Annotated in this window: 15 protein-coding genes; 8 read left to right on the forward strand and 7 right to left on the reverse strand. The window is 48.3% G+C overall.

What is annotated here, in order from left to right; genetic code table 11:
• The first annotated feature begins 50 nt into the window (after window positions 1-50).
• The 8 genes from HMPREF9069_RS00345 (at window position 51) to HMPREF9069_RS00380 (ending at window position 8,762) form a co-directional block, all read left to right on the forward strand.
• Window positions 51-818, forward strand: coding sequence for a response regulator transcription factor (locus HMPREF9069_RS00345; protein ID WP_021625081.1), 768 nt, complete (start codon window positions 51-53; stop codon window positions 816-818).
• A gap of 3 nt (window positions 819-821) precedes the next feature.
• Window positions 822-1,856 (forward strand): sensor histidine kinase, encoded by a 1,035-nt coding sequence (locus tag HMPREF9069_RS00350; protein ID WP_021625082.1) that lies wholly within the window; start codon window positions 822-824, stop codon window positions 1,854-1,856.
• A 331-nt stretch (window positions 1,857-2,187) separates the two neighbouring features.
• Window positions 2,188-2,898 carry a response regulator transcription factor gene (locus HMPREF9069_RS00355; protein ID WP_021625083.1) on the forward strand — a complete coding sequence of 237 codons (711 nt, stop codon included), beginning with the start codon at window positions 2,188-2,190 and terminating at the stop codon, window positions 2,896-2,898.
• Window positions 2,891-4,300 carry a HAMP domain-containing sensor histidine kinase gene (locus HMPREF9069_RS00360; RefSeq protein WP_035437817.1) on the forward strand — a complete coding sequence of 470 codons (1,410 nt, stop codon included), beginning with the start codon at window positions 2,891-2,893 and terminating at the stop codon, window positions 4,298-4,300. Before HMPREF9069_RS00355 ends, HMPREF9069_RS00360 begins: the two co-directional genes overlap by 8 nt.
• 45 nt (window positions 4,301-4,345) lie before the next feature.
• Window positions 4,346-5,857, forward strand: coding sequence for an amino acid adenylation domain-containing protein (locus tag HMPREF9069_RS00365; RefSeq protein WP_021625085.1), 1,512 nt, complete (start codon window positions 4,346-4,348; stop codon window positions 5,855-5,857).
• A gap of 66 nt (window positions 5,858-5,923) precedes the next feature.
• Window positions 5,924-6,163 (forward strand): acyl carrier protein, encoded by a 240-nt coding sequence (locus tag HMPREF9069_RS00370; RefSeq protein WP_051317737.1) that lies wholly within the window; start codon window positions 5,924-5,926, stop codon window positions 6,161-6,163.
• Window positions 6,164-6,171: 8 nt separating this feature from the next.
• Entirely contained in the window at window positions 6,172-7,767 is a 1,596-nt protein-coding gene (locus HMPREF9069_RS00375) for an MBOAT family O-acyltransferase (RefSeq protein ID WP_021625087.1), read from the forward strand.
• A gap of 8 nt (window positions 7,768-7,775) precedes the next feature.
• The gene (locus tag HMPREF9069_RS00380; RefSeq protein WP_021625088.1) at window positions 7,776-8,762 is read left to right on the forward strand and encodes a hypothetical protein; all 987 of its coding nucleotides are present in this window, start codon (window positions 7,776-7,778) and stop codon (window positions 8,760-8,762) included.
• Between the two features lie 198 nt (window positions 8,763-8,960).
• Here HMPREF9069_RS00380 and yaaA read toward each other — a convergent pair whose 3' ends face one another.
• The 7 genes from yaaA to HMPREF9069_RS00415 form a co-directional block, all read right to left on the reverse strand.
• Complete coding sequence (gene yaaA, locus HMPREF9069_RS00385; protein ID WP_021625089.1) at window positions 8,961-9,719, reverse strand: peroxide stress protein YaaA; 759 nt, start codon at window positions 9,717-9,719, stop codon at window positions 8,961-8,963.
• A 15-nt stretch (window positions 9,720-9,734) separates the two neighbouring features.
• Window positions 9,735-10,193, reverse strand: a complete 459-nt coding sequence (bcp, locus tag HMPREF9069_RS00390) for a thioredoxin-dependent thiol peroxidase (RefSeq protein WP_021625090.1) — start codon at window positions 10,191-10,193, stop codon at window positions 9,735-9,737.
• Between the two features lie 114 nt (window positions 10,194-10,307).
• Complete coding sequence (locus HMPREF9069_RS00395; RefSeq protein WP_021625091.1) at window positions 10,308-11,246, reverse strand: 3-hydroxyacyl-CoA dehydrogenase; 939 nt, start codon at window positions 11,244-11,246, stop codon at window positions 10,308-10,310.
• A gap of 441 nt (window positions 11,247-11,687) precedes the next feature.
• Window positions 11,688-12,737, reverse strand: coding sequence for a threonine aldolase family protein (locus tag HMPREF9069_RS00400; protein WP_021625093.1), 1,050 nt, complete (start codon window positions 12,735-12,737; stop codon window positions 11,688-11,690).
• Window positions 12,738-13,026: 289 nt separating this feature from the next.
• Entirely contained in the window at window positions 13,027-13,800 is a 774-nt protein-coding gene (locus HMPREF9069_RS00405; RefSeq protein WP_035437820.1) for a hypothetical protein, read from the reverse strand.
• 191 nt (window positions 13,801-13,991) lie between these two features.
• Window positions 13,992-14,579 carry a DUF4230 domain-containing protein gene (locus tag HMPREF9069_RS00410; RefSeq protein WP_035437821.1) on the reverse strand — a complete coding sequence of 196 codons (588 nt, stop codon included), beginning with the start codon at window positions 14,577-14,579 and terminating at the stop codon, window positions 13,992-13,994.
• Window positions 14,569-15,435, reverse strand: coding sequence for a DUF4230 domain-containing protein (locus HMPREF9069_RS00415; RefSeq protein ID WP_156894121.1), 867 nt, complete (start codon window positions 15,433-15,435; stop codon window positions 14,569-14,571). Before HMPREF9069_RS00415 ends, HMPREF9069_RS00410 begins: the two co-directional genes overlap by 11 nt.
• Window positions 15,436-15,749: the final 314 nt, after the last annotated feature.

Genomic DNA, 15,749 nt, shown 5'->3' on the forward strand with positions numbered 1-15,749 from the left:
GCCCGGGCATTGCGCTCGAGCGGCGCCCGTGTAGTTAAAGGGGAAATCACATGAGCAGCAATGAGCGCCGTTGCATCTTGATTGCAGATGATGAAGCAGAGATTCGCGAAGTTTTACGTCTCTACCTAGAAAATGCTGGTTTTCAGGTAGTAGAAGCAGCAGATGGTCAAGAAGCACTAGATGCTCTTGCAACTCAACCCATTGACTTGTGCCTATTGGACATCATGATGCCCAAGGTTAATGGTTATGAGGTTCTACGTCAGCTGCGTGCCACAGCACCCACACCCGTAATTTTGATTTCGGCAAAGGGTCAAGATGCTGAGCGCGTCATTGGTCTGGATTTAGGCGCCGATGACTATTTGGTCAAACCTTTTAATCCTCTAGAAGCAGTCGCACGCTCCAATGCATTAATGCGCCGCGTTTACGCTATTGACGCACAGCCTCTCCCCTCCCAGCCTGTAGCTACAGAAATAGCGGGTACCAATACAGCCACAGCATCCACTCAAACTGAGAGTGACGCAAATCGCCAGCTCAGCGTGAGAGACCTTGTACTTGACTTAGATGCCTGTGAACTCACCCGTGCGAGCGAACCCATCGAACTCACTTCGGTAGAATTCCGTGTGATGGAACTTTTAATGGAACACCCTGGACGCGTTTTTACCAAACAGCAAATTTACGAGAAAGGCTGGGGAGAGACCTACATGGCTGCTGAAAATAACGTCATGGTATGCATTAGCAAGCTTCGCGCCAAGCTCTCCGACGATGCAAATGCCTATATCCGCACCATTCGTGGTCTTGGCTACCGTCTGGAGCGCTAGGTTATGGCACACAACACCGAGCCAAAAGTACCACCTAACAACGTCAATGAACTTGGATCCTTTAACAAGTATCTCAGCGTTAGGTTTTTGTTGGTATGTAGTTTGGTGGTCTTTGTCGAATGGATTGTTTGGCCCTTCGCTAACAGAATTGTTTTCCGACATTCCTTTTCACTTATCAACTCGGCAATTCAGGGTAATTCAGCAGCTTGGAGTCACGGCATCGCCACTTTACTCTTTGGCATGTCGTTGATATTGGCTCCCCTTATTATTGGTTCATTGCTTTTTGTTCGCATGATAGAACGTCGCGTCAAGCAGGAGCAGCATAAACGCGATCTTGAACAAGCAAAACTCTACGCAAGACGCAATCTCATGATTACCGATATGGCTCACGATTTGCGCACACCCGTAATGAGCATTGGCGGTCTTGCTCAGGCACTGGCAGATGGTCTAGTAAGTAAACCTGACGACCAAGAACGTTATCTGCGCTCCATCCAAGCAAAGGCTGCCCGCATGGGTCGTCTGACTGATGTACTTTTTGATTTTACCAAGCTCGAAAGCGAGGGCTATACCCTCAGTCGTAAGCGATGCGACCTACCCCAAATCGTACTGAGAGAAGCGGCTGCTAGTTATACCGATGCTGAAGAAGCAGGAATAACACTTGAGGTAGAGGTACCTGAGGCTCCACTTCCCATCTATGCTGATGCGCATCAACTCGGTCGCGTTTTTGCCAACCTCATCACCAATGCCATCAGGCACAATCCCGCTGGTACCACCATCTACGTGGGACTTGTTCGTCTTGCAGGAGCTGTGACTATCGTTATCGGCGATACAGGTGTGCCAATCGCTGGAGATACGGATGCACTTTTTGAACCTTTTTCACGCGGTGATATGGCACGCAGCACTAGTTCAAGTGGTAGTGGGCTGGGTCTTTCCATTGCAAAAAAGATCGTCGACCTTCATGGATACCAAATACGCCTCGATCAGCCATACGGATGGCTCACCAAGGCGTTTGTAGTAACTTGCACTATTGAAGACTAAGACTGGCTCGATACACTAACCTTGCGTCAGGCCCTAGTCTGCCCAGAACATTTGAACTCAAACACCCATTTTCACAATGTGTTAGCCCTTCACATTTCCTTAATTACAATGCAAGCCTCTTCATTAAGGCGCATATTGATAGCAAAACAGCGCATACGTAATATATGGCCATCCTTTACAAGCTATAAATATTAAGACTGCAGTTCATTTAGGCTATTTTTCTCATTTCTTAAGAAAGCGTAAGCTTAGATGTAAGGTTTTCCTAAGATTTTCCTCCTACCATTAAAGCCGTTTCTTATCACATTGCTGCATGTAGAGAGAGGCTTTAGTCGTGGAAAAGGCACACATCCTCATTGTCGAAGATGATGCAGATATTCGTGAGGGCATCCATATCTTGCTTGCCAACGAAAATTACGAAGTGTTTGAGGCTTCTTCTGGTGAAAAAGGTCTTGAACTTTTTGACAAGCAGCCCAATATTGATTTGGTGATTTTGGACATTATGATGCCTGGCATGTCCGGCATCGAAATTTGTCGTGAACTCCGCCGTCGCTCCACTTTGCCCATTTTGTTTCTCTCGGCAAAAACACAAGATGCGGACAAGGCATTAGGACTGGTTTCTGGAGGAGATGACTATCTCGCAAAGCCCTTCTCCTCCGTCGAACTGCTTGCTCGTGTCAACGCTCTGCTTCGCCGCTATCACGTTTATCAAAACCAAGGCGAGCAGGACGGATCTCATGATAACGCCACTATCATTCGCGATAATGTCGAGCTTGATTTGCGCGGAAAGAAAGTCCTCCGCGACGGCAAGCCTGTTGTGCTCACAGATACGGAATATGGCATCCTGTCTTTCTTGGCTAATGGTCGTGGCACCGTATTTTCCGCTCAGGAGATTTACGAAAATGTCTGGGGCAAAGCCTATGATCGCTCCGTTAATGCCACCCTTATGGTGCACATTTCCCGCCTGCGCAACAAGTTAGAGACTGACCCTAAAGATCCTCGCCTCGTACGTACTGTGTGGGGAAAGGGTTATCGCTTTGAGTAATCGCCTAGTACAGGCAGTTCGTAAACTGCCCTCCTCGATTTATTATCTCCTCACCCGAGGAGGGCTTGAGCATAGACTTGCAAAACTGGTGCTCTTCTGCGCGGTAGCCATGCTGGTCTTTTATCACGCCATGATGCCTCTCGTGCGTTGGCTCAGCACATCAAGTGCATTTCACCACTCCTTTGTTGAATCACAGATTACCGACGATGTAAATTTGCTCCAATACAAACTTGACCACAAACCCTCAGGTACAAACGACTTTGACATCATTGATACATGGAACCAATCTGACTCGCATACCCGTTTTGCCGCAATTACCGAGAATGGCTCGGTTATCTATCCCTTTGCACTCAGTGGCAATATTAAATCCCCCATCAACGACAATGAATATGACGTCGCAGAGCTTAGTTTTTCGGGTAATCGCGCAGCTACAGCCTACGTTATCAACGATTACGACTACGTATTTTTTGCTCTACTCTCAATAGGCATGCGCGTGCTCTCGGTCGTACTCTTTCTTGCTATTTTTATCTGGGGCGTACGCCGCCGTATTGCTTATATTTTTCAGCTTGAAGAAGAAATATCCCATATCGAACAAGGTGATCTTGATACCAAGATCACTATCGACGGCGAAGATGAGTTGGCATCACTCGCCGAAAAGATGAATGATGTGCGCCTTGCACTTGCTGAGCGCGTTCACAGCGAAGAAACGGCACTTGCCGCCAACCACGATCTCATTACGACTATTTCTCACGACATACGCACGCCGCTAACCTCACTGTTGCTCTACACGCAAATCCTTAAGGCAGCCAACCCCGAAGACCTACCAAACATGAATCGTTACCTCGATAAAATCGACAACCGTGCACTACAAATCAAATCTTTATCTGATTCACTCTTCGAACATTTTACTGTTGGAGCAAGACAGCAGGAGCACCAAGAAGAAGGGCCTTTTGCCATTGTCATGAGGGATTTGATATCCAACCTTGTGGCCACACTCGAAAATTCTGGCTTCCGGGTCGTTGCTACGGGCACTGCTAAAGGTGCCGATATGCTTGTCAACATTCAAAAGCTCGATCGTGTCATAGATAACATTTTGTCCAATATGCTCAAATATGCCGACCGTACTCAACCTATTCGTATCAATGCAACTAGTTTGGGTAATAAGTGGCAGGTGCGTTTTAGCAATACCATCGCACCAGACTTTGCTCAACAAGAAAGCACAGGGATTGGTATCAAAAATATGCGCAGACTAATGGCGGCACTTGGTGGTACGTACACCGAAAAAACCACCATTGATGGTATCTATATCTCTACCCTGATTTTTCCCATTGCACCAGAAAATACTTTAACTACCACTAACCTTACAAAGGACAATTCCAGCCCCTCTGAACAGGTAAGTTAGCACTTTAAATCCCGACACATTGCTCAGCACCACGGAAGGAAAAATATGGCCTATACGAATGTTCTTCAATGGCTTGAGGAGTCAGCCCAACAGTACGCTGACAAGATTTCATATGCCGATGATAAGAAAGAACTGAGCTATTCTGAGCTCCTCACTCAAGTTCAAAGCGTAGGCAGCACGCTCGCACGGCATGGCAAAGCACAGCAGGCGGTAGCCGTTCTGTTACCTCGTGGGGTAGATCAGGTTGTAGCGCTATTGGGTATCGTCGCTGCTGGTGGCCATTATGCCATCCTTGATGCTGAGTCTCCTCGCGAGCGTCTGGTAAGCATCGTCTCGTCTTTTAAACCTGCAGCTATTTTGGTCTGCGATCAGACTGCCAAGCTTGGAGAAGAACTGCTTCCCGGCGCTTGCATCACTATTGACGGGGCAGTTGCGGGCGACATTGATACCACCGTGCTAGCCGATATTCGTAGCAAGACCTGCGCCAACGATTTGCTTTATGTGCTCTATACCTCGGGTTCAACTGGCACACCCAAAGGTGTCATGGTAAGCCATGCCAATGTTATTTCCTATGTCAGCTGGTTTACCGAATGCTTTGACATCAGCGATGAAACCATATTTGGTAGCCAGACACCGCTGTACTTCTCGATGTCTGTCTCGGATATGTTTGCCACCATTCGCCAGGGCGCCACGATGTACATCATCTCCAAGCGTCTCTTTAGTTGGCCAGTACCCCTAGTAAACTGGCTTAATGAGCGCAAAGTCAATACTATCTATTGGGTACCAACCGCTCTTGGGATGCTTTCTCGTTGGGATGTGCTATCAGTCGCTCCGTTAGAACATATCCGCAAAGTTCTCTTTGCCGGTGAGGTAATGCCCACGCCCACGCTCAATTATTGGATGGATAAGCTACCCGGGGCACAGTTTGCCAATCTCTTTGGTCCCACCGAAACTACCGATATTTGTACCTATTACAAGGTCAACAGACGTTTGGCTGACGAGGAATCGCTACCCATTGGCCGTGCCTGTGAGGGTATGAAAGCTATTGTCATGCGCGAGGACGGCCAAGAAGCCGGCATTGATGACGAGGGCGAGCTGTATGTAGGCGGACCTTTTGTTGCCTTGGGATATTTGGGTGACACCAAACGAACCGCCGAAACCTTTGTTACCAATCCGTTAGATGCAAATGACCCACAGCTTTACTACCGTACTGGCGACATTGTGCGACCTGCTAGTGATGGCGATTTGCGCTATGTCAGTCGCAGAGACTTCCAAATTAAACGCAGCGGCTACCGCATTGAGCTAGGTGAAATTGAGGCTGCCGCAGCTGCATGTGAGGGTGTCGCAAGCTGCGCTGCTATCTGGGAACCTACCCAAGGTCATATTGTTATCTTTGCTTCAGGCAACAAGCTCAACAAAGACGAGCTACACAAGCAGCTGACTCATCGCCTGCCCACATACATGATGCCTGACAACATCAAGTTACTGCCTACACTGCCTCTTAATGCCAATGGCAAAATTGACCGTCATGCTTTGCTTGATGCTTGTTATGTGTAGCTTTAACTGCAGTTTTTCGCTTCTATATACTGTTCAATGGTAATTTTTCAAGAAAAGGGGAATGTCATGGACGAAATCAAAGAGCAAGTACACGATATGCTGCAGGAGATCCTTCCTGATGTCGATATCGACAACACCGATGACCTCGTTGGATCGGGTGCCATCGACTCGATGACCTCTATTATGCTTGTTAGCGCTATTGAAGACGAGTTTGAAGTTCGCGTGTCTCCCCTAGAAATGACACCCGATAACTTCGCTTCTGTTGATTCCATCGCGGCACTTATTGAGTGCCTGCTCGACGAATAGAGTTTAACGTGTCCCTCACAGCCTGGAAGGGTCTGGCGCTCTATCTTGGAGCGTTCCTCCCCCTTGTCTACATAGCTTATTTCATTGTCCCCAAGCGTTGGCGCTGGATAGTCCTGTTGGGCGCCAGCTACGCTTTCTTCTGGAACTCCAGCAAGATCTTGGTGGTCTATCTAATCGCAGCTACCTTGGTAACCTGGGGCAGCGGACTGCTTATTGAGCGGGCAAAAAATTCCATCCAAAAGCCTGAGGGACGTAAAGAGACCCGCGACGAACGCAAACAACGCCGCGCTATCACACAAAAGCGTATGCGCTTGGTATGTACAATCGGCACCCTCATTTTGCTGGGTATTCTTGTGGTGTTAAAGTACGGCAGCTTTATACAGGGGGTTTTTATTGAGCTCTTTAAGGCTGACGCCAAGCTACCACTGGCAAAAATTGCGCTACCACTGGGCATCTCGTTTTACACGATGTCTGCTGTGGGTTATGTTATCGACGTATACCGAGGTAAATACGCGGCCTGCCACAATCTAGGGACTATTGCCCTATTTTTATCCTTCTTCCCTACACTCACCGAAGGTCCCATCGGACGCTTTGATGAGCTCGCGCCGCAGCTACGCGCTGGAGAGATTGCTCGTGGTGAACGTCTGGTCTATGGTCTGCAGCTCATCGTGTGGGGCATGATAAAAAAGATTGTAATTGCCGATCGTATTGCACCTTTGGTAGGCATGATTTTTACCGACCACACCAAATACGAGGGCGTTATGGTAATCATTGCCGCAGCGCTCTATACTCTGCAGCTCTACGCTGATTTCTCGGGCGTTGTGGATATTGCCCGTGGCAGCTCCGAACTCTGCGGCATCACGTTGGCGCAGAACTTCCGTCAACCTTTCTTCTCAAAAAGTGTGAATGAATTTTGGCGTCGTTGGCACATGACGCTGGGTGGATGGCTGCGCGACTACGTTTTTTATCCCGTATCGCTGTCAGGCGCCACTAGGTCGCTTTCCACTTGGGCGCGTAAGCATCTTAAAGGCAACGCCGTTCGCATCGTACCAACCATTTTGGCTCTGCTTGCCGTATGGTCTGCCACAGGTATTTGGCACGGTGCCGACTGGAAATACCTAGCCTATGGCCTGTACTACTTTGCACTAGTCATGGTAGGTATGCTGCTGGAACCCTTGTTTGTAGCTTTCTTTGAGCGCACTGGCATCAAACGCGATGGTCTGCTTAATAGTGGCATCGCAATGGTACGCACCATAGCCTTGGTCATCATCGGCATGATGTTGTTCCGCGCCGATACACTCGCTGACTTTGTGCAGATGTTTAAGTCTATCTTTGCTGGCCCCGGTACCGAACCCCTCGTTAACAATCTGTGGCTCAGTTTCCGCGTATCTGATGCCGACCTCAACATTGCGCTTATTGGCGGTGCACTGATGCTCGCTGTCGATATTGCTCACGAGTTTGATATCGCTCTGCGGCCATTGCTACTCAGACATGGTACGGCGCTGCGTTGGGCAGTAGGTATCGCCTTGGTCGCTTTTATGCTGACCTTTGGAGCCTATGGGCCTGGCTATGATGCCATTCCCTCGATTTACGCCAACTTCTAGGATGAATCATGATTGAAGAAAAGAAGAACCGCGATATGGCTACTGATGCGCAAAATGCAGATGGGCAGCAACCTTCTGCCAAGGGCGGGAACTCAAACGCACCATCTCTCCTGCATGGCATTGTGCGCTCGTTGGGATTTATGGCTGTGCTCTATGCAGTTCTGCTGGTGCTTTCTGCTGTAGTGACACCGCGCAACCCTGTAGTTACGCTGGGTCTACATTTCCCCAGCCAGTTTGATTACACACAGCTGGACCGTAACAGTCTTGATCTTATCTTTGTTGGCGACTCAAGTGCACAGAGCAGTTTTGCTCCTGAGATTATTGAAGAACGAACAGGTGTCCACTCATACAATTCTGCTCGTCCACTACAAAAGCTCGCCGAATCGGTTGAGATTGCCGACGACACTTTTAACTATCACCACACCAAGATTGTCGTTGCCGAAACCAATAACTTTTTCCATCGCACGGGCATTCGTATGGTGATGCAGGATATTGGCCGCAGGGTCTGCCCCCTGCTGCGCTACCACAATAACTGGAAGCTCATTGCGGGCGGTCATATGAACGACAATCCCATCGGTCTTGCGCCGCATATGGGCTACAAAAAGAAAAATCATGTAGTCCCTTATAAGGGCGGCGATTACATGAAGGACAAAGGCAACAAGATTTCCTTGACTCCCATTGCCGAGTACTACCTCAACGACCTAAAGAAAAGTTGCGAGGAACATGGCGCGATATTAGTACTGGTCAGCGCCCCAAACGCTCGTGAGTTTAGTTTTGCGAGGCATGTTGAGCTTGCACGTTGGGCAAAAAAGAACGGTGTAAAGTACTACGACATGAACATGCCGTCCTCTAAGGTTGGTATCGACTGGTCAGTCGATTCGCGTGATGGTGGTACGCATCTTAATTTTGCGGGTGCCACCAAGGCTAGCAATTGGCTTGCCGATCGTCTTTACGCCGACTTTGGTATTGGCAATCAGCCCACTAAGGAAAAATAGCACCCTAAGACATGCGGAGGACCAGCAGATTTCGCGCCCTTCCATAAATACATGGCAGATGGTTATAAATAACAGATGGTTCAAACTTCGGACTCCAGACGTGAAAAACACCAGGTCAGGATTTTATAAAAGTCGAAGTTTGAACCATCTGTGGTTGAGGGTGTGTTTGACTGCGTGCTGCCAACACACGAGGCTGGCTTAGCGGGCTTTTCTTATAAAGAAAAACTCGGTATCAGTAGAAAGCGCATCAGCGAAGCGCCAATCTGGAGAGTCAAAATGCTTGAGTTCCTCAGGCGCTTCAACCTGATGCACAGCAGCGTAACGCACCATTTCACCGCGAGCCATCTTGCAGTAGACACCTTTTTGCACCAAACCACGCGAAGTTTCAACAACAAAGTTGCAGGTAACCATCCGGTCTTGCGGTATTAGGTAGCGCTCAACCATACGTGAATACTCTTTGGAAGCAAGGTTAACAATCACATGGTCAGCACCGACGCCACGCATTACTTCTTGGTAGACTGTGTCGCTCCAATACTCATAAAGGCTGCGTGTACCGGCCACCTGTGCCTTTTCTTGCATTTCTAGGCGATATGGCACTACTCCATCAAAAGGCTGCAGTGCACCATAAAGTCCCGAAAGTATAAGCAGATGATCTTGCAGATAGGCCAGTTGTTCTTCTTCTAAAACACCAGCCGCAAGATAGTTAAAAGCAATTCCGTCATATGACAAAATCGCAGGTACAAGTCCTCGCTCTAGATTTGCATGCGCAACAGCATCATAAGCTGCCTGTGCAATAGAGTCACTCGTCTTCCATAGACGTTTTGCTTCCTCATAGGAAAGCGACTGCAACCACTCAAGCACCGTTTGCGCTTGTGTGAGAAAAAGTGGCTTTGTAAGCGGAGCAAGATCATCGACCTCACTCCGCATACGTTTTGCTGGGGAAAAAATAATCCTCATCGCTGGGACAATCTCCTATGCGTCAAGCAACTCAAGCGTATCCTGGGGGTTCTCTGCAGCCTTAACTTTGGTCTGTACGCGCGCAATACGACCCTCCTCATCAATGAGGTACGTACTGCGCACGATACCCATATAGGTTCTGCCATAGTTCTTCTTTTCTTGCCACACGCCATAAGCCTCAATGACTTCGTGTTCGGGGTCAGATAGCAAGGTAAAGGGCAGATTAAACTTCTCCTGGAATTTCTTGTGTGATGCCACAGAATCTTTGGAAACTCCTAGTACAACAGCACCCTTCTCAAGGAACTGAGGATAATGCTCGGCAAAGCCACAGGCCTGCTTGGTACAGCCCGAAGTATTGTCTTTGGGATAAAAATACAAAACGACTTTTTTACCACGATAATCGCTCAGCTTGTGAGCCACACCATCTTGATCTGGCAGCTCAAAGTCTGGTGCAATGGTTCCAATTTCTAACATATCCCTCCTTTTAAAGCAGGGACGCAACGCTATTGCGTCACGCCCCGTTTGGATTTATCTGACGCTACTCATTGCATCATGACACAGCCGTGTCACGACACGTCTGCGAAACGTCTACTTATAAGAATAAAAACCCTCGCCAGCATTGATACCGGTCTTGCCCTCTGCAATCATGGCCTCGATCTTCTTGATAAGGATATTGTGAACATCGTTGGGGTCATCAGTGGTGACCTGCATCTTGGCGATATTAAGCACCGTAGCCAGGCCAACGATATCAATGATGCGGAACGGACCATGAGCGGCACCTGTAGCAATCTCCCAGACCCGGTCAATATCCTGGGGACTCGCAACATCCTTTGCCCAGAGCATCTGCGCTGCACTCAAGAAAGGTACCAGCATGGAGTTGAGAACATAACCCGGCTGTTCTTTGTGCATTTGAATGGGGACCATAGCAATATCTTCGGAGTATTTTACAAGCTGCTGATAGACATCATCGCTGGTGCCAGGGTGCGGCATGATCTCAGCAGTATTGCCAATCCAGATGTTGTTGGCAAAGTGATAACCCAAAAACTTTTCAGGACGTCCCGTCTTCTCAGCAAAAGAGCTGGGCAGCAGAGTTGAGGAGTTAGTAACTACGATGGTCTTCTCGGGAAGGTACTTCTGGAGCTCCTCATAGAAGACAACCTTCTGCTGAGGATCTTCAGCGACAGCCTCGATAACAAGGTCAGCATCGCCAAAAGCCTCGTCCCAATCTGTGGTTAAGGTGAGATTGGCGCGGGCAGCCACAGCAGCAGCCTTAAGCTCGTCAATATGCGCATCGGTAGCCTCTTCGGGCTTGCCAAACCCAGGAGCCCATTTGCTCTTGTCAGTCTTTGCAGCCTCGAGGCTGGCAACATAAATACCCTGTAGACGATCAAGCTTGGGCTCGCAACGACCAATGGAGGCCTCACTGCGCAACCAAATGGTAACGTCAAAACCCCTAAAAGCACTTTGGTAGGCAATCTGGCTGCCTAGGACACCGCCACCAGCAATGGTGACCTTTTTAATACCCATGATTGACTCCTTTCAAAGAGCTACAGAACTATAACGAAGCAAACTTCTAGGATTTTGTGAGACACATACTTCGTCAGTCATGTACCCAGTTATACCCCTCGCCACATGCAAATAGACATCAGAAACGTGATTGTTGGGATCGCTTTGGTAAATGGTGCGTATTCCCTGTGCGGCATAATAACGGACAAGAGCTTTTTAGGCCTCAACATTGCTACGAAGGATTTGGATTCTCTTCTATCCTGAGTCCCACTTATGTGCGTTGCCGCGCGTTCATTCTATTCCCACGCGCACACGCTGCCTCCACACGTTCGCACCGTCACCGCAGCTCGCACCGTCACCGCAGCTCGCGCTATCCCCGCACGTTTGCGCTGTCACCGCGGCTCATGCTGTCACAGCGAGCACACACGCCGTCTGCAATACGAGTCAGAGGACTCGTGTCCCTTATTTCTTAAGCGAATGAATAAGAGAAACGAGCTGATCTGCCGCCTCGGAGGTCGTTGACCAACTCGTTGCAAATCTCACTAGTTGACGACCATCAGGCCACATCTCCATAAAACCATACTCAACTGACTCATTCAGCTGCGCAATTGTAGTCTCATCTGCAAGGAAAAAGACTTGGTTAGTCGGAGCAGGATAGGGCATCTCAAAGCCCTCCTCCGCCAAAGCTGCACGAATCCTATCAGCCGCCTCAATCGCAGGACGACCCACCTCCGCATAAAAATTATTCTCAAACAAGGCGCCAAACTGTACACCAAACAGACGACCTTTGGCAAAGAGCGCTCCGTGCTGCTTCATCTGTGTAAAGAAACGTGGCACAATACCAGCCTTTGGGAATACGACCGCTTCACCACAAAGAGCACCACACTTGGTACCGCCGATATAAAACGCATCACAGAGGCGCGCAAGATCTGACAGGCTTACATCATTTACAGGACAGGCGAGTGCATAGGCTAGACGCGCTCCATCAACAAAAAGCGGCATATGCTTTTCATGACAAAGCGCTGAAAGCTCCTCTAGCTCGGAGAGAGAATAAAGCGTGCCATATTCCGTTGGCTGAGAGATATATACCATGCCGGGTTCGACCATATGCTCCCAGTTTGCGTCGTCCTCCCAAGTCTCGCGACAGACGCGCACGAGAGCAGCATCAAGCTTGCCTAGCTCACCAGCAATAGCAATTACCTTGTGTCCGCTATATTCAATAGCCCCAGCTTCATGCACACTCACATGGCCAGAATCCGCAGCTATAACCCCCTGCCACGGGTGCAACAGTGCATCAATTACCACCTGATTAGTCTGCGTGCCGCCACCAAGAAAATACACTTCACCCTCAGGACACCCGCATGCTGCAAGGATTTTCGTTCGTGCATCATCACAAAAAGGATCATACCCGTAACCGCCAACGCTTTCCCTATTGGTATCAACAAGCGCTTGCAACAGCCGAGGATGCGCATCCTCCATATAATCAGATGCAAAATGAAGTCTCTCGCTCATATTCGCTCCTCAAGACCAGTATTGCACTCCAACCCATCGGTACGGCATCTCATTCTACGCCCTTGTTCTGAGTCATACCGAGTGCCAAACGCCACGTTCCATTTCATGCCAAATGCCAAACGTCACGTTCTACTTCACTTTTTTGCCAAAAGCCACGCTTTGTTTCACGCCTAAAAATTTACCTGCACAAACGTGAAGGGTGATGAATTAGGGACCCTTTCGAGTGAGAGAATGAGCACACCCAACACAACAATAAAGACTCTCGCAACAAGACAGTGTGTAGAAAACTCTATTCAACCTCGTTCTCCCAATACCCAAAGGCATCGCCCCAGGGATCTTTGGATCCCTGTGCACGGAAGTATTCCTCTGCATCATCGGCGTAGTCCTCGGGGCTATCGTAATCCCAAGGATCAAGCAGCTCAATTAGCTTATTCTCTGGTTTGGATGTTCCGTATATCTTCTTTGCCTTTCGCTCTACACCAGTACCTGAACGGTCAGGCAAAGAACGCAGCTCGCCATTTTCATCTCGCCAATAGTCAGTATCCCTGTTGCGATATGCAACGTCGATAATCTTGTAATCCTTACTATAGGCTTCATAGATGACATCGCCCGAATCTGCCGCCCAGTAATAATAATATGCACCCCGATAGCGACCTGAAGTCATTTTCTTTGCAGCTGAACTTGATGCGCCCAGTCCTGTTTTATTGATTAATCTGACATCCATTCCAACAAAAGGCAGGCTTTGAGAAACAGACTTGCCACTGGGAGCAAGTTCCTTGTCGGGATCGAGCGTGGGTTCAGAGTCAGAGTCGGATTCCGATTTGGGTACAGTGGTGTACTCACTGCTTGAGCCACTGATAAACGTATCGTCTGAACCATTGTTAATGCCACTCATACCAGATTCGGGCGATGAGATTGTTGTGGTGTTTGCACTTTCCACCTTCGGTTTTGCATCCTTTGTAGAGCTGGTTTTTACAACCCACGCCACAAGTATCAATACCAGCGCACCCACCACAGCATAGCCCGTGCGATGCATAAAACCTATTTGCCTGAACTTTTTCATTTCGCTATCCCTCGCCCAGCTGGACATCTGCATAGCTACTACTTCTCTCTATTGTAATAACTCAGAATTTGCCACAACGTTGTAGTGCTTTTCTTACCAGTTGGAGAGAAGGGCATGCAGCAGAGCGAATAGGGGTCAAAAAGGATGCGACCCTTAACGGACCACACCCCTTTTGCTGCGACAACCTATCTTTACTCTACATCCTCAAATTCAACCTTATAATCCTCACCAATCGCCTTGCCAACATTTTGAACGTAGCCAGTTATAAGGTCTTCTGCGCGACTCCGTGCCTGTTTTAGCATGACTGTATCCGCTTTTGCTGCCTTCTCGAGGTCATCTTGCGCATTGCTGATTGCTTTATTTTTTTCGCTAATCGAAAGATCTGGCAAGAAAGCTATTGGCTTGTTTTCCGCAACTAGCTGAATGGTTTCCTCCTGCAAGTCGGGCCGGCCAAAAACCTGAGGTTGCGGCATTTTCACTGTAACAACCATACGTGTGCCAACTTTATGCGGATGCCCGATTTCAAGCTTATTTGCGTCGATTCCATAAGTCACAATCGCATCATATTCGAACCACGACCTCCGGTCGAGGAAAAGAACTTTTGAGGTATGACGAGCAACATTGTGCGTATATACCTTGTATGTCGCCAGTTCCGCCACTGCGCGCGCATTGGAGAAGTCAGGCTCTTTTGCCCCTTTATTTTGCTTACAGCCACACATAGAAAAAAGGCAACCACAGAGACACAACGCCGTAAGAAAAGGAATGATTTTACGCCGCATTTGTATCACCCTCACTCACGTTAGTGTTCTCTGGCTTATCTTCTGGCCATACGATTTTATAGCCCTTGGATTCCAGAAGATTCATTGAAAGCCCTTCCACAACTTTGCGCGCATTACCAGTAGCTAGACTTTTGATATCTGCTTTTTTCTTAACTTCAGAAATGGCATCCTCTTTGCATGCTGTTAGAACCGATGCCTGGTTGATGTTTTGTGCGTCACGCTCAAGACAGTCAATACGATCATCCACATTAGGATCAGATATGGTCATCTCGGGCAAAGTGGGAATAACAACCTTTGCCTTATCGTCCACAGCGTAGGTGATATCGCCAGGGTTAAAACTAGCCTTGAACTGTGCTTTATAGTAAATGTGCAAGGGATCTTTTTTATGTCCATCACCCTTGTATATGGCAATACCTTCGTAGTTAAAATCAACCACAGCAAGTTCATTGATGGCTACTACCTTGCTAATTTGAGCAGAAGTTAAAGTTTCAGAAGGACGCGTTGAGGACCAGCCAACATATCCTCCGATTGAAATAACGGCCGCAACCGCAAGAATTATCAGCACTCCCTTTACTCCTAGGAAGCGAAAAATACGCCCAGCTATCTTTTTTCGTTGCTTTGATCTTTCTTCGGAAACTTTAGCCTTAGCTTTGCGTCTGGCTGTTTTGAGTTCTAATTCTGCTTTAACAGAAGCTTCCTTTGCTTTTGCCTGAACCTCTGCGAGGCGCGCCTGAGCTTCTGCTTCCGTAATGGCTGTCTGCGCCTTCGCTTTTGCAATAGCTAGCTCTGCCTCGGCTTTTGCCTTTGCAAGCTCAATCTCCTCAGCAGAAAGGTGGATGTCTGGGACCTCAATCACATCTGCATCCTTGGCTTCGCCAAGTGGATCTAATGCTTCAGAGTCGACCCCCCCCCTGACTAATTTCCAATTTATCATTTACTTCTGAGTTGGTACTCATTGATTCCTGAGGCTTCTCATACAAGGAGTCATGATCCCTTTCATCCACGCCAGACCTCCTAACCTTTTCCAGTAACTTCACCCGGGCAGTGCCTTCATTATATGAAATGCAAATTACGCGAGCTGGATTAATTTGAACAAGGACAAACATAATTCTGTGGGTGGCATTTGTATGCACAGGTATTTCTTATTGTGGGCAACTCGGGCAACTCAGC

Source organism: Atopobium sp. oral taxon 810 str. F0209, assembly GCF_000466405.1.
GTDB lineage: Bacteria > Actinomycetota > Coriobacteriia > Coriobacteriales > Atopobiaceae > Olegusella.